Raw genomic sequence first — 17205 nt, forward strand, 5'->3', positions numbered from 1 at the left:
ATTACTGACCTCTGTAGTATAAAATGGTACTAAGTGTTTTTATAGCAATATTAAAATCTAAGAATATACTTCTGTGCTTAATGTAGTATAAATCGTATTGTAATTTAGTAAGACTATCATCTATTGATGATCCATATCTTGTTTTAACCTGAGCCCAACCTGTGAGACCAGGTTTAATAATATGTCTTGTTTCATAAAATGGTATAATGCGTGATAGTTCATTTACAAAGAAAGGACGCTCAGGTCTTGGTCCAATAACACTCATATCGCCTTTTAACACATTATAAAACTGAGGTATTTCATCTAGACGAGATCTTCTTAAAAACTTACCAAACTTAGTAATACGTTTATCATTTTTCTTTGCCCATTTAACACCGTCTTTTTCGGCATTAACAATCATTGTTCGAAGTTTAAGGATTTTAAATGGCTTTCCGTTTCTACCAACGCGCTCCTGGGTGTATAGTAGTGGTCCTTTATTTCCTATTATATTTCCAATTAATATAATTGGTAAAATGACCATACCAATGAATAGACCTGTAATTGCTAATAAAATATCGAAAGCTCTTTGAAAAAAGATATACAGTTTATTTTCATTACTTCTGCTAAAGGGAAAGTATTTGTAAAAATCCTTACCAACAAACTGAATTGGGACTCTATGCAAAAGTTCTTCATATACCTGGGTGTACTCTCTTATTTTAAAACCTCGCTCTAACAGCATCATAAGATCGTGATAGACCTCTGCTATAATAGCTTCTGAGTTAAAACTGGCCACCAACACTTCAGATATTCTTTCTTTCTCTATTACATTGAGAAAATCTTTAGATTCATACTCTTTTAGACCCTTAAATTTTACAGACTCTGGTGTAGAGGCTTCACTGTTTATAAAACCAATAATTTTATAGTTTGGATCTGTTGTATTTAGAGCTCTAACCAAACCATCTATATTAGATATTTCGCCAACTAAAAGAACCCGTTTATAAAATCTTGGCGATTCAATGAGGTTAATATATACCAAGCGCCACAGTAAAATGGAAATAATTAGGGCTAGATAGAAATAGACAATCTGAATACGTTTCTCGGGCAAGTTGGGCGATAAAACTGGTGTTAATAGATAAAATAGAACAACTGTAGAGGTTGTAATAACTACGTTTCTAAAAGTTGTGTCAAATTTACTGGCTTTTTGAAGGTCGTAAAGTTCAAAAATGGTTCCAAAAATGATAAGGTAGATTCCCAATAATGTTAAAGAAATTACGTTTTCGGCATCAAAGCGCAAATATTCAAACTTAGGGTATAAATGTAAGACATATAGGGCAAGGATTACCATGACAATATCCATGATTCTTAGAAGAATCTTTCGTTCTGATACTTCAAAATGGATGCCTTTCTTATGGGCCATGATTGGTTAATTGGTAGTGTAAATATACTAACATCAATTGATTTTTATCTTCAAATTAAGACAAAAGCCTTTTCCATTGAGCTCTTATCTCTTTCCAATCAAAATTTTCTACTTTTTTACGCGCGTTTATTACCAATTTATCTTTAAAATTTTTGTTTTGTTTTAATTTTATGATCGCATCTACCATTGCGTTTACATCATTTGGTGAAACTAAGATGCCTTCTTTGTTGTGAGTTATTAAAAAAGGTAAACCACCTACGTTGGTTGAAACTACGGGTAAGCCTAGTGCCATTGCTTCAATAACACTTACTGGCGTATTATCAAAATTTGTGGTATTGATAAAAATATTATAGTCTTTAGAGCGCTCAACCCATTCGTTTTTTGGTAGTTTTCCTGTGAACTTTACATTAAGATTGAGTTTTTTAACTAATTGTTTGGTTTCATTTAAACTACCATCACTATCTGGTCCTACCATACATAGCTGAGCATCGTGTCCTTTTTTTGTAAGGCTATCTAGTATTAAAACAGCTAATTTTGGGTTATAAATTTTAGAAAACGATCTTAACCAGAATAATTTAATATGTTCTATGTTTCTATTAAAAAACTCAAAATCATTTATTTCTATGGTATTAGGAATAAATTCAACATTTTGATAACCAAAGCTTTGAAAACGTTCTTTTAAGAAATTTGAAGGCGATACTAACTTATACGCATTACCAAAAATCATTCTACTCATTTTTGGGTTTTCTTTTAAACGTTTTTCAAGATTTCCACCATGTAGAATTGGGATATAATTTATTCTTAGCATTCTACACATCTGACTGATTATAAATGCATAGTAAAAATTTAAGGTGCTGTAGGTATCTATAAGTACGAAATCTGTTTTTCTGCAATGTCTTAAAACTAAAAATACCATATCTAATAGTCTTAAAACTATGTTTTGTTTATCAGATGCGGTTTTTACTTCGCAGAATTGCCTTAAACGAAAACTTAATGTTTCTACAGAAGTTGCGTTTTTACCCTTTTGAGACAAGGCGTTTCCTATGTAAAATAGTCTTATCATCAATAATATTTAACAGTGACAAAGCGTATACAAAACCTGGTGCTGCCAAACGCATTGCAGAATGGTTTATTGTAGCAAACCAAAAAACTAAAAAGGCATAAAAGAATATATTATTGGTAGACCTTTCCCTTATACTTAAGGGCTTAAATATGAGGATACATATTATTAGTATACCAAATATTCCGTGTTCAGACAATAATCTACTAATTTCATTATGCGAGGCAATAATTTGTCCTTCTTTATCTAACCTAATTTTTTTCATACCGCTAGCTCCAACACCAAGAAAAGGTTCGTTCATAAACCCTTCTAACTCATTAAAAAACAGATCTGCGCGACCTGTTGTAAGATCTTCTTTAGATCGCCCAGCGGCATCTTGGTTAGAATAACGCTTTTCTATAAGGTCATTGGTTTGGTTTTTGCTCAATAGCCATGAGAATGCACCAAAAAAGCAAAATAACAAAAAGGTGAATATAATACGCTGCTTTTGCTTGTAACCTGATTTTAGGTATAAGAAAAATAAGAATATAACAATCATTAAAAGTGCCGTAAGGACACCACCACGACTAAAAGTTACTAAAGCTCTAAATGATATTGCCAAAATTATAACTCCGTTTACTAATTTTAATAATAGTGTTGGAGAGTTTAAAAAGAAGCGTACCGTAAACGCAAAAATACCAAGTCCCAGAATGGTAGAAACCTGATTAGGTCCAAAACCACCAGAAGCAGCAAAATTTGATGCTGTACTAGATATTATTTCTTTTATGGTGGGTGAATACAAGAAAAGGTATGTTGTCATTGATACTATGGGTAGCCCTATGTACTTAATAATATCTAATAATTCGGATTTTTTTATGGGTTTATCATAACAATATAAAGCACTAATTCCTAAACACACTGGACCACTTAATACAAACGCTACGGAACTTCTAAACCGTAAGTCATAACCAAGATTAACAGATGCCAAAACAACGGCTGGCACTAGAGCTATAAGATAAAAAAAGTATGGGTAAGCTTTGTTAGAAATACCAGAGTAAAACATACCAAAAATAGCAAACAGTATTACTAAATATTTAGAGATTTCATAGAAAAGGCCACCACCAGTCATTCTAAAAAGGGACTCACCAGAAATAATGTAACAACAAGCAAATAAAACTGTTATGGTTTTTTTAGATTCTTTAGCTGTAATGATCCTTATAAAAAAGAAAACAATAACAGCTAGATAAAAGGGTTGTCTTAATATTGGTAAGGCATAAATTAATACACCTATGACAATATGTAAAACCACTAAACCAATATAATTTATCTCTTTATCCATTAGTTGTTATATACTCCTAATACTAATTTTAATGTGGCAAATTGAGAGTACTTATTATAAACCGTATCTCTAAGCGCCAAGCCCATGTTTTTTGACTCAATTTTGTTAGTTATGAGATCTTCTAAGGCTTTCGCTAAAGCCACAGAATTTTCTTTTGGAACCAATAGACCAGAAAGGCCAGACCTAACAACCTTCTTACAATCGCCAACATTTGTTGCCGCTACGGCTAACCTAGCTTCACCGTATTCTAAAAGTGCTAAAGGTAAACCCTCTGACTTAGAAGACAAAACACCTATATTACAATGCGATAACATTGCTTTAACGTCCGCGCAACTACCATAAAAAAATACTTTGTGAGATAGTTGTAAGCTCTTTACTAAACTATATACTTTTTTTGAATAATCATCATTAAAGCTTGCTCCAACACAATGTAATGTATATTCTGGAAATTTCTTCTCTATTTTACTAAAGGCTTCAATAAGATTGAAATGGTCTTTTTGTGGTCTTAAGTTTGCCAAACAAACAATTCTTTTTCCTCGTTGTCCTTTTAACTTGGTTTTTAATAATGAATGTTTCTCAAATATTATAAAGTTTGGAAGATAGCTTACAGATGAGTTATTTAAGTGTTTTTTTGCCCATTGAAGTAACGTATCGTTTACTGCAAAACTATGAGAAAAGAAATAGGAGCATAACTTTAGAATGCTTCTAGGTCTTTTTGATAGATATTCACTATCACCGTAATGATCGTGCCATATAACTTTTATATTATTTAAGAATAAACTCACGAGTGTTGCTAAAAAAAAAGAACTAGAATGCGCATGGATAATATTTATTTTTTCACTCTTTATAAAAGCATGTAATCTTAGCATTGCTTTAATATCGAAAGTTCCTTTCTTTTTTAAAAATAAAAACCTAACATCTTTGTCTAAACTTTCTTTTAATAGTCCTTCTTTACGGGTTGCACATAAATAAGAGGCGTCTACGCTACCAGATAATGCATTAGCTAAATTAACGGCCATGCGCTCTGCGCCGCCAGCATCTAAGGTATCTATTAATTGAAGTACTCGCATTAGTTATTAACTAATTTACTAATTTCTAACTCTAGCTTATCAACAGTATATTGTTGAGACCATTCTAGTGCTTTTTTTGATAATTGATTTAGATGTAAATCGCCTTTTTCAAGTTCATCTATAATAATTTTTACAGCACTATCGGCGCTTGGCTCAATTAATATACCACGCTTACCAAAATCTAAAATCCAAGGCAAACATGAAATTTTTGTAGAAATCGGTATGGCACCAAAAAACATACCCTCAGCTATGGCTTTAGGCCATCCCTCACTTTTTGATGGTAAAATTGTGAAGTGTGCATTGAGTAAACATTGCTTTACTTGCTCCTTTGGTTGATTTCCGTAAATAAATACCGCATCTTCAAGGCCATGTGATTTAATATAAGACTTAGCATCATCTATTAAAGGCCCATCTCCAAACATATGTAGTTCTGAACTAAATCCATTATGTATAAGAGCTTCAATAATCTTTATTGTTAACAAGGGTCTTTTACCCGTAACCATCGCGCCTGTAAAAACAAATTTTAAGTGGCCTGAAAAATCTCGTTTTTTATACTCAATTTTTTCAGACTCATTATATGTAGCAGACATAAATGGAACGACATAGCTTGATTTATCTTTCCAATCACCATATACTAAGACTTTCATATTCTTGGTTAACAAGGTATTACTCAACAACCATTTCTGAAAACGATAGCCCATTGGTTGATTACTTTTAGGGTCCCAATTACCAGCATACTTAGTAGTCTTGTTTTTTTTAGGGTAAAAGACTTGAATTAAAGCTGCAACGGCAGATACATTACTCGGACAACGAAAATGTAAATGATCTGCACGTTGCATTGCCTTGGCCATTTTATATACCATGAGAGGCAAGTTAAGGACTAGTTTTATTACTCCTAAGATTGATTTTATATTAAACACCGGAACCTCTAGAAGCTCTACATTGTTATGAGCATAAGGTTTTTCTAACCTATCTATGTCTTTAGACTTACTAAAGCATCCAACTACTATGATGTTTTCAAAATGACTGGACCACATATTTATTTCACTTACATAGGGACTGTAACCATAGAGCTTACCTTCTTTTTTTTTGTGGGTTACTAAAGTGAAAATTGCTAATGTTCTCGGTCTATTTTTCAATTATTGGGTTTTTTAACTATTAATTTTGGGTTTAGAAACTATCAACTTCAACAGCCCTACAAATCTACCAAAACCTTCCTTTGCAGTGTTTACTTTATCTTTACTTTTTACAGCACTTATAAACGCCAGCACCATTAATAGTGCCTCTGTTGCATACCATTTAAGGATAGATTTTAAATTTACATTATTGTATTTTACGCGCCAAACGTACCAGCCATTTCTAACTACCATTTTTCCGTATTTGTAAGTACTAGGTCTACCCGAAGGTTCGTGGTAATGCCCTAGCCTGGCTGATGTATTAACATATAATTTCCCAATTTTAGATAAACGTAAACAAAAATCAGCATCTTCATACAATCCGTAGCCTTCAAAGTACTCTGAAAAGGTTATCTGGTCAAAAACTTCAGTTCTATAAGAGGCTACACCACCCATGAATAATTCTACCTCGTAAGTTTTTCCTGTTGGAGGTAAAAAACTCACAGATCTACCATGACCAAATGTTGGTAAATAACACGGAGGTCTATCTGGCTGTAATCCAAATTTAGCACGTATCCTAAATCGAAGTGGTTCTATACGACAGTACCCATCAAAGCAAAATAAACTTGGTGCTTTAATATGTTTACGCTTATGCCAGTCTACCTCATTGGTGATATACCCTCCTACACCAATTGCCGTTGGGTATTGTTTATAGGTATTTATAAGTCTGTTAAAATAGTTAGGTTCTAAAATGGTATCATCATCTAAAAAACAAACAACTTCAGTATCTTTTTCTAGTTTACTTATACCATAATTACGTTGCTTTGTTAGGCCTTTATCTTTTTCACCTACCTTATAATATTCTGTATTTATAAAATTACCATTAGATACTAAATGCTTTGTTTTTTCATTTTCTGAAGCATCAATAATTAGCACATAATTGGGATATAACGTTTGCTTTAAAACAGATTTAAGCAGTTTTTCTAGAGCCAAAGAACGATTGTATGTGCAAATGATTAAACTAAAGTTCATAATTATCTTGGCTTCTGTTTTTTATGAATTAGCGCTTGCGCCATGGATTCGCTCACTTGCCAACGCTTCCTAAAACGTTTAAGATATGCAATTGGGTTCTTAATATGTTGATGCTTATAATATTTAAGACACAAAATAGTCTTATATCCTAAAAGTTGTGTTTTGGTATGATGCAACTTTCTAAAAAGCATAATACTAGGTGATGGTTTGGGTGGCAACGCCGTGTTTTTGATATTCTCTTTTAAATTTGAAGCTCTAAAACCACCCAGAGGTGCCTTTAGATGTAGTAATTTTAGCTGTGATATATAGATAATGTCTTCGCCAATGCGTCTTAACTGCATTCCAAAATCAACATCTTCACCATAACCATGCTCAAAAGCCATATTAAACCTGAGGGTTTTAAGGACACCTGCATTTACTATACTGCAACCAGAACCAAAAGCTGCCCATTGTATTATCACTTTTGTTTGGTCAATCTCATTTAGTTGTAGGCATGCAAAATTAAGAACATTAGTGCCCAACTGCTGTAAATATACTAGTGCCTGCTGTAATAATGATGTGTCGTTTATTCTAATATCATCATCTGCAAAAAAAACATAGTTAGACGTTATAAGGTCTAAGGCCATATTGCGCGCATTACATGCTCCTGTCTTATGAATAAACTTATGAACTATTTTAAAAGGCCATGTTTCGTTGTATATGTAATCTAATTCTGAGCTTGATGTTTTATCTGGATTCTGCTCTACAATAATAATTTTAGTCGGTAAAATGGATTGTAACTTTAGGTCTTTCAGGAAGTTATACAGATAGGTCTTTCTACCCATTGTTGGTATAATAACATCTATAGATGGATTTGTAGTTTTAATGTTAGTATTGTCCACGGTAGGTAGCACACTAAAATCAATCTTACGCTTCTTAAAAACAACGCCATAAAAGCATCCTAAAACTGTAAGTCGTTTTTCGTAAATCAAAAGATTAATAAAAAATAAAACAAGCCATCTTTTTTTGTAGTGCAACGCAATAAACCTATAGAGATCATATATGCTTGCAGTTTTATGCTTAATATTTACTCTGTTAGATAGCAACTGAGGTACAGAATAACACCACAGACCAACAGCCATGCCTAACTTTGCTATAGAATTAAGTGCAAAATCGAAATTTTTGTCATTAACTGTATGGCGAAATTTTAATAAATTTTTTGAATGAATAACACCACAATCACTTCCCATTAACCAAGTAGAATACTTCACACTTTTATCTACATTTATGAATGGTGAATCTTCAACATAACCGATTTTACAGCCTATGTAAGGCAACGTGGTATATGACCACATAAAATGAGGCTTAAAATTATTTAAGATATATTCTCTGTTTATACAAGTTTGAAGACGCTCTTGGTACCATAATAAGACTTCGTCTTGGTGGTGGGCAGCAACAACATATATTTGATTAATTAAAGTTTGATTATTGTCTATACCCGAAAGTTCAACACGCCTTCCATTTTTATATAAATCTATAATTTTATAGCCATTATGTTTTACTTCAATCACTTGCTTATAAGTTTTTTGTAAAACTCAATATTTTTTCTAGCCTGAAACGTCATGTTAAACTCCTTATCTACTTTTAATCTAGCAGCCTTACCAATTTCAATACATTTTGGTATATCGTTTAGTAATTCAATAATTCTATAAGCGTATAACTGATGTTGGCTAGGATGTACTAAATAACCATTTTTACCATCGTCTATTAACGATTTTGCCCAACCAATATTAGTATTAACTACTGCCTTTTGTAAAGCCATAGACTCTATGGTAACCATCCCTAAGGTCTCTGCAAAAGAAGGAAAAACACAAACATGAGCACTTTTTATATAATCCTTAACATTACTGTAAGGTACCTTACCCAAATACGTAGTATGATTTAAGGCTTTTGAGGATAATTTTGCTTTAAATAACGAATAAGTAGATGCATTACCCGTCTGTATATCTGCACTATCTGCACCGACCAAAATTAGTTTTGCATTAGGGTTAGAATCTATAACTAGATTAAAAATTGATGCCAATTCTAAAACTCCTTTTTTTCTTATAACGGTGCCTATGTAAAGTATAGTATTGGGTTCAAAAACCGAAGGGTTATCGTTTTTAAAATCATCTAATGTTATACCGTAATGAATAGTCTTTATTCTATTTTCTTTTAAACGGAATAACCGTTTGGTTTGCTCACCTGCAAAATCAGTTGGTGCTATGTAAGCATCTGCTGCTTTGATGGCTTTTTGCTCCAAAAAACGGTTTTTCCATTTTTGAGGACGTTTTTCTAAATGGCAAAAGTAGGTATCGCTGCCATGAAATCTTATAACTAGTGGTAACTTAAACTTCATAAAAGCTGTGATACCTGTCCAATCTGGCGCTTCTAAAAGCTCAATACCTTCTTCTATGCAAATAGTATTGATACGCTTATTTACATAGCGCCTGTACAACAACCAATTAAGTGCAATAAACGTTCTGTGTTTTATCTTATAGAGCTTAATATTATTTTCTTTGATGATTTCATCTTTGTTTTGCCCCATAACAAATACACTAACGTTATGGCCTTCTTTAGACAGCGCTAATACTAAATGTTTTATGCTGGTGCCCAAACCACCAGAATTACCTGTAGATGGATGTGGATACTCCATTGTGATAAACCCTATGTGCAACTTTTTGTTTGACTCCATTGGCATTAAAGCGCTTTTAAAATCCGTTCCGACGCCTTATCAAAAGGTGCTGTGTTTACTATTTGAAACCATTTGTTTGCCGCTTCAGCAATTTTATCTGACGATTCTATCATTCTTAATACATCTGATTCCATATCTGGGCTATCCAACCAAACAACAACACCTCTACTAGGTTGTGATCTAAAATGGATATAGTTATATACTTTAACACCTTTTTTAATATTTAATTCGGCATCATAATGGTAATTCAGATAAGCACATGGCTTATGATGCGTAGCAAAATCGAAAGCCATTGAGGATCCTAAATTAATGACTCCTACACAATATTTGGCCAAATGCGTCAATAAGACACTATCCTTAGCTTCTGGAAAAATTTGATTCCATTGACCACCATACTGCTTCCATTGAGGCTCAATTGGGACTACAACATCCTTAAAGTCGTTTAAAACAGTATCGTAGCGAGACGAAAAATCTACTGGGCAACGTCTAAAAATCAACCCTATTTTATGTCCTTTATTATTGAGCTCTCTTACCGATTTGGCGACGTCCCTTAGGTACAAATGGTCCTTTGGACTCGTTGTAATATCATCGCCACTAAAGCATAGATAATTGTAATCCTTATTGAGATGGTATGCATTATAAAATTGATCTTTAGTTAAGCCTTCAGCAGCATTATAATAAGGCTCAAATTGAGGTGTACCAGTAACAGATACTTGATGATCTTTAATAAATCGGTGATAGTTGCATAGTTGAAATTTCATAAGGTCACTCCAAACATGATACTCATCTGTAATAACATCTAACGTGGATTTGGGTAAATTATCCCAAGAAAACACAAAACCTATTGTTTTAATATTTAAGGCTTTAGCTGCTTCAATCGGTGCAATAGCCAAAACAGATCTTTGACTTGTGTTATAGACCACATCTGGATTAATTGCTTTAAGCGTTTTAACACAACTTTTATAATATGCTGTTCTGCATTCTAGTTTGTTAGTCTTAAGTCTTAACCATTTTAGACCACTTTCGGTATTACAGAAAAAAATTAAAATCTTAGATAGAATTGTCCTGATAATGTTCTTAACACCCTTGTAAGACCAAGGAAATTTATAGGCATGATAGATTGGGTCTTTATCTCTCCGCGCAAAACAATTTAACTCTACATGCTTACGTGCGTTTTTAAAAACACTTGTAAGAAAATGTAATTTAGGAGGTGGTAGTTTTGTGGTTTTATATCCTAAACTTGAAATGTCAAATGCTGTACCATCCCAAAACATAATGTCGTAACCGGCTTCTTCTGCTTTTTTATAAAACGAAGTGTATGCAAAGTTTCTGAGGCTAACACCATCTGTTAATAAAACTAGAATACGTGGTTTACCCATAATTTTGAAATTGCTTTTGATGGTTTATGGACCATACTTTTGTTGACTCTAAAGTTCTTATAAACAACTCTGCACTATTGCCGTCGCCAAAATTATCTTTTTTATCTTGAGATATGCTACCCAACTGATTAAAAGCCTGTAAAATTTCTGATGTATTACAAGCCACATTAATAATTTTTTTAGAGTTGACTCTATTAAGTTGTCTGCTGCCAATATTAATGGTTGGTATGCCATAATATGGAGCTTCTCTAACACCTGCACTACTGTTACCTATTATAAATTTTGAATTTTTAAGTAGTGTTAAAAAATACTCAAACCTAATGGATGGATAAACCTTAAATCTCTTATTTTCATTTAACTTTTCGTAAGATTTTAAAATATATTTACTACCTAAATCATTATTTGGGTATATAACCACGTAATTTCTGTTACTCTCTATAAGTGCATTAACAAATTCGAGCGCTTTTTTTTCTATGCGTTCTATTTCTGTAGTTACAGGATGAAACATTGCAACAGCATAGTTTTCAAATTCAATCCCATAGTACTCCTTAACCTCGGCTATATTTGGCAGATTGTCTGAAAACATAATATCTACATCTGGCGAGCCTATTGTAAAAATTGAGTGCTCTAACTCTCCCATTTGCATTAATCGCTTTTTGGCTTCTTCGTTAGAAGTGTAATGAATATGGCTTAGTTTTGATACGGAGTGCCTAATAAGTTCGTCTATAGTTCCTGATATTTCACCGCCTTCAATATGTGCCACCAAAATATTATTTAAACTACCGACAATGGCACCTGCTAGGGCTTCTACTCTATCTCCATGTACTACGATGAGATCTGGTTTAATCGTTTTTATGTACTCTGAAAATCCGTTTATGGTCTTAGCTAGCGTTAAGTCCATAGTGGCTTCATCAGTATGGTTTTTAAACGTTGCTACGTTTTTAAAACCGCAACGTTCAACCTCAATAAGTGTGTAACCATACTCGTGCATCATATGCATACCAGTAACAAATATGTAGGGTTCAAACGCGTCGTGATTTTCGACTGCTTGGATTAAAGCTTTTATCTTTCCAAAATCTGCTCTAGTACCTGTTAAAAAAACTAGTCTGCGTTTCATTATTTAACAATGTATGAGATGGCGTTAGAGTAAGGTAATTTTTTAACTTCTACTTGGTCTTTGAAGAAGTCATCAACGGCTTTATTTGTGCCTGCAAAAGCACCATAGTCATCTAAAATAATGATGCCGCCTTTGGTTACTTTTGAGTATAGGCTTTCTAAAATGTATTTGGTAGGCTCATATAAATCTACGTCAATATGTAGTAATGAAATTTTAAGTTGTGGATTGTTTTGAAGGTAAACCTCTAATGTTTTTAGGATATCACCCTCAATGATATCAACATTTTTTCTAAGATTCTGCTTTTCTAAAAGTTGTATTAACTCATCTTTAGAAATGCTCTTTCCGCCTTTAGTTTCTTTAACAAAAGCGTCTCGCCTTAATTTATCATCTTCAAAATTTGCTTCAGGAAAATCACCAAAGACATCAAAACCTATAATCTTACGACTGCTGGTTTGCTCTAACAAATCCCTGAACTTTATCCATCTAAAAAAAGAATTGCCTTTAAAAATTCCGAACTCTACAATCTCTCCTCTAATATCTGAGGTACGTTTAAAAAACTCTAAATGTGTAATAAACTTGCTAAACCTTGAAGGGTCTGCAGTGGCATAGAATCCATTTTCATAGTCGAATCGCTTTTCTAAATCGTATAATTGTTCCATTATTTGAAATCTGAATAATCTAAGTGCTCACCTTCTTCAATATCTCTTGTCGCGGTTTTACCTAATAAATTATTGTAATGTTCAGCCAAAATTTTACCCGTACCTGGTCGTTTTACCCAAATATTATTCTCTGATAATATTTCGCCAGACTTAATATTGGCTATGGTACATACTGTTGCAAAAGCAAAGTCTATAGTTACTTTTTCTTCTGCGGCTGGTTGTTTTGTACCACCACGCATAGACCATATTTCTTGGCTACCGGCAACCAACTGCCTGCAAGCATGCTCATCCATACTACAAACAATATCTGGACCTTGTCTTTTCATGTGGTCTGTAAAATGACGCTCTAAAATGGAGGCTCCTAATGCCACTGCACCTAAACACGCATTATTGTTGAGCGTGTGGTCACTTAGCCCAAAAACATTATCTGGGAAAGCTTTGTGCAACTCTATCATTGCTCCATAACGCACCAGATGTGTAGGCGTAGGATATAAATTGGTAGTATGTAGTAATGCGAGTGGTGTTTTGTGTTTGTTGAAAATGTTCACTGCTTTTTGTACACTCTCAATGGTATTCATTCCGGTACTCATAATTACAGGTTTACCAAATTTAGCAATGTGTTCTAAAAGTGGGTAGTTATTACATTCTCCCGAACCAATTTTATATGCAGGAACATCAAACTTTTTTAATCGTTCTGCGGCAGCTCTAGAGAATGGTGTTGAGATAAAAATCATGCCTTTACTTTCTACATAATTTTTTAGCTCTAACTCTTCATTTTCGTTAAGTGCGCAGCGCTCCATAATTTCGTATATAGACACATCTGCATTACCAGGAATTACTGATTTTGCAGCTTTGCTCATTTCATCTTCTACAATGTGTGTTTGGTGCTTTACCATCTCTGCACCTGCTCTATGTGCTGCATCAACCATTTCTTTGGCTACTGACAAAGCGCCTTCGTGGTTAATCCCTATTTCTGCAATTACCAATGGAGGATAATCTCTTCCTATTTTTCTTCCTGCTATTTCTATAAATGGATTATTTGTCATTATAAGTGTTTAATATGTACTTGGCATACTCCAAATCCTCTAATGTATCAATATCTACTTCTGCAAATTTATGATTTACTTCTAGCGGATACGACGTTTCATCAAAGATAATATCCCTTTTTATCAACTCCTTACTGGTGATGTATAATAGGCCGTTTTCGTAGTACAAAGGTTCTAAATCCTGACTTCGTTGACCAAATGTATAATTAAACGGAATAAAGTTACCGTTGTTAATCTTACCAAGCTTTTTGTAATCCCTACTTACAGTAAATAAACTGGTAAGATTGTTTTGTGTATAGATGCTATAAGCATCTTTTAATAAGGATTTTGGTCGTAATGGATTGGTTGGTTGTAGTAGTATTACATCTGTAAACTGTTCTTTTAAAAACTCTAATGCATGTTTAAGCACTGATACTGTTGTTGAATCATCTAGCGCTAACGCTTTTGGTCTGTCTATAATTTTAGCTCCATAGTCTTTAGCGATTGTCTTTATTTGGGCATCGTCCGTAGAAACGTAAATGTGTTTTATGTTGTAGTGTTGTGCATATTTTATACTATGGGCAATTAGTGGTATACTGCCAAAAGGTAATATGTTTTTATTGGCCAAACGTTTAGATCCGCCTCTGGCAGGGATTATCGCAACTACATTTTTTAATACATTACTCATGCTTTTCTTTTTGCTTCTATACGTTTTCTATGAGCATACTTAACTTTTGTATTGAGTTTTTCCTTTAAATAGTGCACATAATTTTTTAGTGATGGGTTAATAAAAATGACGCGGCCTCCACCCATCCAGTGCGATTTAATAAATGGGCTGTAGTCTCTATTCTTTTCTACGCTTATTACATCTACCGCTATGGCTTTAGGAAATAGTTTCATAATCTTGTCGAATTGATTTTTACGGCATCCTTCTACAAACAATATCGTATCTTTTTTAACCAAAGTCTCCAAAGCCAATAAGTCTGTATCTCCTCCATCGATTATAATGAGGTCGAACTTATTATTGTTAATTTCGTTTACATTATCGTAAATCTTAATATCCTTATAAAACTTGGTGTTAGTCTTTAAGGCATTTAAGCAGAATGCATTGGGTTCGGTTCCTACGTAAGTGATGGGCTTACCTATACTATTGTAATAATAAAGCAATGTATCTGCTATACAGCCAATGCCAAGACCAATTTCTAAAACTGATTTTATATGATACGTTTTACAGAGATTTAAAAGTATATATAATGCATATTCTCCTGAAATATGATCACAGCCCTCATACTGACAAAATTCGTAAAATTTATGTTTTGCGATTTCTAGTTCTTTACCTGGCCTAAGTTTTATCATGATAATTATTTAATAAGTGTTTACTGTCCTAGACCTTAAAAGGGCAAACCGATAGTAATTTGTCTTGTAATGTACTAATATGTCTTTTTTCTGGCAAATTAGGATAGGTTTCAAACATACGCAACGCGTCTTCAACTTTAGGTTTTGTTGTTACTCTGCAAGGTTTATAAAGCGATAAATTTACAGACTCAAAGTAGTCTTGAAATTTAATACCATCACCAAATAGTTTATCTGAAAACTCTACCCAAACTGCTGGAATTCCATAAGCATGCGACACTATTAAACCATGGAGTGAAGACGATAAAACACGCTCGCATTGCAAAAACATATCTGTTGTAGCCTCTATGGATTGGGTCATTAAATCAATAATGCATACTGTAGCATCGTCTTTATACAACGTTTTCACAAATTCGTAGTCGGTGTAATGTGGCACTATTCCTAACTTGTACTTTTTTTTGATCGTTGGATTGTAATATTTTGGCAGTAGCAAAGCAGGATCGCCATAAACTTCTGGAACTTCGTATCCTTGTTTCAATAAGTTTTTTCGGGTTTGAGGACCTCTTACTGCCAAAAACTTAGCCGACCTAACTTTTTGATCTTTTTGAATAATACCGCTTCCCCAAACGACACATTTAGAGTTTACATTTGCCAATATGCTACCAATGGTAACATAAATGGGCTGAACATAATCTAACAAATGCCTCTTCTTTGGATGTACCCATATTATGGTCTTACCCGAGATTTTCTCTGCCAAGTATTTTCCCATTACATCTCCATAATTCTCATTTTGCTTACCCATTAATTGAGGCTCGCTCCACCAAAATAAGCGTATGTTCTTAGATTTAATCATTAGTTGGTTTGAGTTGTATTGTAAAGTGAATACGGTTTAAATCTTTAGCAATTGAGTAGGCATAATTATGATTGTAATAGTGATATAAAATTTTCTGAAGGATTAAGTCGTTAACTGCCTTCATGGTAATATATGGTTGAGACTGTTTGCCAAGCAATTTCTTTAATTGGTATTTAAAGCTTGCGTAATAAGGGTCTTCGGTTATAACAACACTTACTATTTTATTTTTGTATCCATTAAGTTCTTCTCCAAAAAAATGATCTACATGAGACTTAATATTAGAAATTTCTCTAATGACCTCCGGATTATTTAAAAGCAGTGCATCTTCTTCTGTATAGCAAATGCCCCAATTATCTGTATTTACAATTGTTGTTTGCTGCTCTTTGTGCAACAAATAATGACGTTGGTTTAACCGCATTATATTATTGAGACGCGGTAGTTTTGTTAGTTGATTATCTTTCTTTTTGGGATATCTGGGATGCCATTGGTGATATAGTAACACATCTTTTATGCTATTGTTTTTAGCTCCAAATGTTGTTAGGCGTAGGTTTAAATCCTCGTCCTCAGACCCATAAAAATGGAAAAACTCGTCTAATCCTCTTATACTTGTTAAATCTGCTTTTGAAAAAAGACCAATACCAAAGGTATCGCCTTCAAAAGACACTTTAACAGAATTTAAGTTGAGTTGTAATTGTTGCTTTTGGGTTTCTTGCTGAGATAAGTAGCCAATTCTAAACAATGAAAATGATTGTGGTTGGGCATGCTTTAAGACCGTTTCTATAAAATTTTCATTAAATAAAATATCGACATCTGCCGTTATAATATAGTTGCTTTCAGCTTTTCTTATTCCAAAGTTTAGGGTTTTGCTCTTATTCCATAATAAGCCTTTGTGACCAACATAGTAATAGGTTGCAAATTTGTATTTGTCTACAATATCTTTAATGGGTTTTGCAAAGTGCTCTTGGCTTCCGTAATCAACAAAGATGACCTCGAAATCTTTGATAGTTTGCAGCTTTAGAGACAACAAGCTAGAATTAACGCGCTTACCGTCTCGATCTCTGTAAGGAAAAATTATTGTAACCTTTTTATTACTCATTATGATTTTAAGACATACA

16 protein-coding genes are annotated in these 17205 nt (G+C 33.5%); all 16 read right to left on the reverse strand.

The genetic code is table 11. From position 1 onward, the window contains the following. Position 1: 1 nt before the first annotated feature. Genes BWZ20_RS04135 through BWZ20_RS04210 form a run of 16 tightly spaced genes read right to left on the reverse strand, consistent with a single transcriptional unit; the run spans position 2 to position 17186 of the window. Complete coding sequence (locus tag BWZ20_RS04135; RefSeq protein WP_076616709.1) at positions 2 to 1396, reverse strand: sugar transferase; 1395 nt, start codon at positions 1394 to 1396, stop codon at positions 2 to 4. A gap of 55 nt (positions 1397 to 1451) precedes the next feature. After that, on the reverse strand, positions 1452 to 2459 hold the full coding sequence (locus tag BWZ20_RS04140) for a glycosyltransferase family 4 protein (protein WP_076616713.1): 1008 nt from the start codon (positions 2457 to 2459) through the stop codon (positions 1452 to 1454). After that, complete coding sequence (locus BWZ20_RS04145) at positions 2413 to 3774, reverse strand: O-antigen ligase family protein (RefSeq protein WP_076616716.1); 1362 nt, start codon at positions 3772 to 3774, stop codon at positions 2413 to 2415. Before BWZ20_RS04145 ends, BWZ20_RS04140 begins: the two co-directional genes overlap by 47 nt. Beyond that, positions 3774 to 4844, reverse strand: coding sequence for a glycosyltransferase (locus tag BWZ20_RS04150; protein ID WP_076616719.1), 1071 nt, complete (start codon positions 4842 to 4844; stop codon positions 3774 to 3776). The genes BWZ20_RS04145 and BWZ20_RS04150 overlap by 1 nt, the downstream gene beginning before the upstream one ends. Continuing rightward, positions 4844 to 5983: a glycosyltransferase gene (locus BWZ20_RS04155; RefSeq protein WP_076616722.1), complete on the reverse strand. Its 1140-nt coding sequence runs from the start codon at positions 5981 to 5983 to the stop codon at positions 4844 to 4846. Before BWZ20_RS04155 ends, BWZ20_RS04150 begins: the two co-directional genes overlap by 1 nt. Before the next feature lie 12 nt (positions 5984 to 5995). Next, on the reverse strand, positions 5996 to 6991 hold the full coding sequence (locus BWZ20_RS04160) for a glycosyltransferase family 2 protein (protein ID WP_076616725.1): 996 nt from the start codon (positions 6989 to 6991) through the stop codon (positions 5996 to 5998). A gap of 2 nt (positions 6992 to 6993) precedes the next feature. Beyond that, positions 6994 to 8541 (reverse strand): glycosyltransferase family 2 protein, encoded by a 1548-nt coding sequence (locus tag BWZ20_RS04165; RefSeq protein ID WP_076616729.1) that lies wholly within the window; start codon positions 8539 to 8541, stop codon positions 6994 to 6996. Next, entirely contained in the window at positions 8538 to 9704 is a 1167-nt protein-coding gene (locus BWZ20_RS04170) for a glycosyltransferase family 4 protein (protein ID WP_232217140.1), read from the reverse strand. Before BWZ20_RS04170 ends, BWZ20_RS04165 begins: the two co-directional genes overlap by 4 nt. Before the next feature lie 5 nt (positions 9705 to 9709). Next, positions 9710 to 11083 (reverse strand): UDP-glycosyltransferase, encoded by a 1374-nt coding sequence (locus BWZ20_RS04175; RefSeq protein WP_076616733.1) that lies wholly within the window; start codon positions 11081 to 11083, stop codon positions 9710 to 9712. After that, the gene (gene neuC, locus BWZ20_RS04180; protein WP_076616737.1) at positions 11076 to 12200 is read right to left on the reverse strand and encodes a UDP-N-acetylglucosamine 2-epimerase; all 1125 of its coding nucleotides are present in this window, start codon (positions 12198 to 12200) and stop codon (positions 11076 to 11078) included. The genes BWZ20_RS04175 and neuC overlap by 8 nt, the downstream gene beginning before the upstream one ends. Further along, positions 12200 to 12859 carry a TylF/MycF/NovP-related O-methyltransferase gene (locus BWZ20_RS04185; RefSeq protein WP_076616740.1) on the reverse strand — a complete coding sequence of 220 codons (660 nt, stop codon included), beginning with the start codon at positions 12857 to 12859 and terminating at the stop codon, positions 12200 to 12202. Before BWZ20_RS04185 ends, neuC begins: the two co-directional genes overlap by 1 nt. Then, entirely contained in the window at positions 12859 to 13905 is a 1047-nt protein-coding gene (locus tag BWZ20_RS04190) for an N-acetylneuraminate synthase family protein (RefSeq protein ID WP_076616744.1), read from the reverse strand. The genes BWZ20_RS04185 and BWZ20_RS04190 overlap by 1 nt, the downstream gene beginning before the upstream one ends. Then, positions 13895 to 14572, reverse strand: coding sequence for a cytidylyltransferase domain-containing protein (locus tag BWZ20_RS04195; protein WP_076616747.1), 678 nt, complete (start codon positions 14570 to 14572; stop codon positions 13895 to 13897). The genes BWZ20_RS04190 and BWZ20_RS04195 overlap by 11 nt, the downstream gene beginning before the upstream one ends. Further along, a complete protein-coding gene (locus BWZ20_RS04200; RefSeq protein WP_076616749.1) occupies positions 14569 to 15240 on the reverse strand; it encodes a hypothetical protein in 672 nt (223 codons plus the stop codon). The genes BWZ20_RS04195 and BWZ20_RS04200 overlap by 4 nt, the downstream gene beginning before the upstream one ends. A gap of 28 nt (positions 15241 to 15268) precedes the next feature. Beyond that, the gene (locus BWZ20_RS04205) at positions 15269 to 16090 is read right to left on the reverse strand and encodes a polysaccharide pyruvyl transferase family protein (RefSeq protein WP_076616752.1); all 822 of its coding nucleotides are present in this window, start codon (positions 16088 to 16090) and stop codon (positions 15269 to 15271) included. Next, positions 16083 to 17186: a glycosyltransferase gene (locus tag BWZ20_RS04210; protein WP_076616755.1), complete on the reverse strand. Its 1104-nt coding sequence runs from the start codon at positions 17184 to 17186 to the stop codon at positions 16083 to 16085. The genes BWZ20_RS04205 and BWZ20_RS04210 overlap by 8 nt, the downstream gene beginning before the upstream one ends. Positions 17187 to 17205: the final 19 nt, after the last annotated feature.

Origin of the sequence: Winogradskyella sp. J14-2 (genome assembly GCF_001971725.1) — a bacterium.
Lineage (GTDB): Bacteria > Bacteroidota > Bacteroidia > Flavobacteriales > Flavobacteriaceae > Winogradskyella.

Excerpts from the sequence above, each read along its gene's own strand:
- BWZ20_RS04140 (WP_076616713.1), bottom strand. The coding sequence starts at position 2,459 with ATGATAAGACTATTTTACATAGGAAACGCCTTGTCTCAAAAGGGTAAA.
- BWZ20_RS04175 (WP_076616733.1), bottom strand. The coding sequence starts at position 11,083 with ATGGGTAAACCACGTATTCTAGTTTTATTAACAGATGGTGTTAGCCTC.
- BWZ20_RS04200 (WP_076616749.1), bottom strand. The coding sequence starts at position 15,240 with ATGATAAAACTTAGGCCAGGTAAAGAACTAGAAATCGCAAAACATAAA.
- BWZ20_RS04205 (WP_076616752.1), bottom strand. The coding sequence starts at position 16,090 with ATGATTAAATCTAAGAACATACGCTTATTTTGGTGGAGCGAGCCTCAA.
- BWZ20_RS04160 (WP_076616725.1), bottom strand. The coding sequence starts at position 6,991 with ATGAACTTTAGTTTAATCATTTGCACATACAATCGTTCTTTGGCTCTA.
- BWZ20_RS04170 (WP_232217140.1), bottom strand. The coding sequence starts at position 9,704 with ATGGAGTCAAACAAAAAGTTGCACATAGGGTTTATCACAATGGAGTAT.
- neuC (WP_076616737.1), bottom strand. The coding sequence starts at position 12,200 with ATGAAACGCAGACTAGTTTTTTTAACAGGTACTAGAGCAGATTTTGGA.
- BWZ20_RS04210 (WP_076616755.1), bottom strand. The coding sequence starts at position 17,186 with ATGAGTAATAAAAAGGTTACAATAATTTTTCCTTACAGAGATCGAGAC.
- BWZ20_RS04190 (WP_076616744.1), bottom strand. The coding sequence starts at position 13,905 with ATGACAAATAATCCATTTATAGAAATAGCAGGAAGAAAAATAGGAAGA.
- BWZ20_RS04145 (WP_076616716.1), bottom strand. The coding sequence starts at position 3,774 with ATGGATAAAGAGATAAATTATATTGGTTTAGTGGTTTTACATATTGTC.
- BWZ20_RS04135 (WP_076616709.1), bottom strand. The coding sequence starts at position 1,396 with ATGGCCCATAAGAAAGGCATCCATTTTGAAGTATCAGAACGAAAGATT.
- BWZ20_RS04150 (WP_076616719.1), bottom strand. The coding sequence starts at position 4,844 with ATGCGAGTACTTCAATTAATAGATACCTTAGATGCTGGCGGCGCAGAG.
- BWZ20_RS04185 (WP_076616740.1), bottom strand. The coding sequence starts at position 12,859 with ATGGAACAATTATACGATTTAGAAAAGCGATTCGACTATGAAAATGGA.
- BWZ20_RS04195 (WP_076616747.1), bottom strand. The coding sequence starts at position 14,572 with ATGAGTAATGTATTAAAAAATGTAGTTGCGATAATCCCTGCCAGAGGC.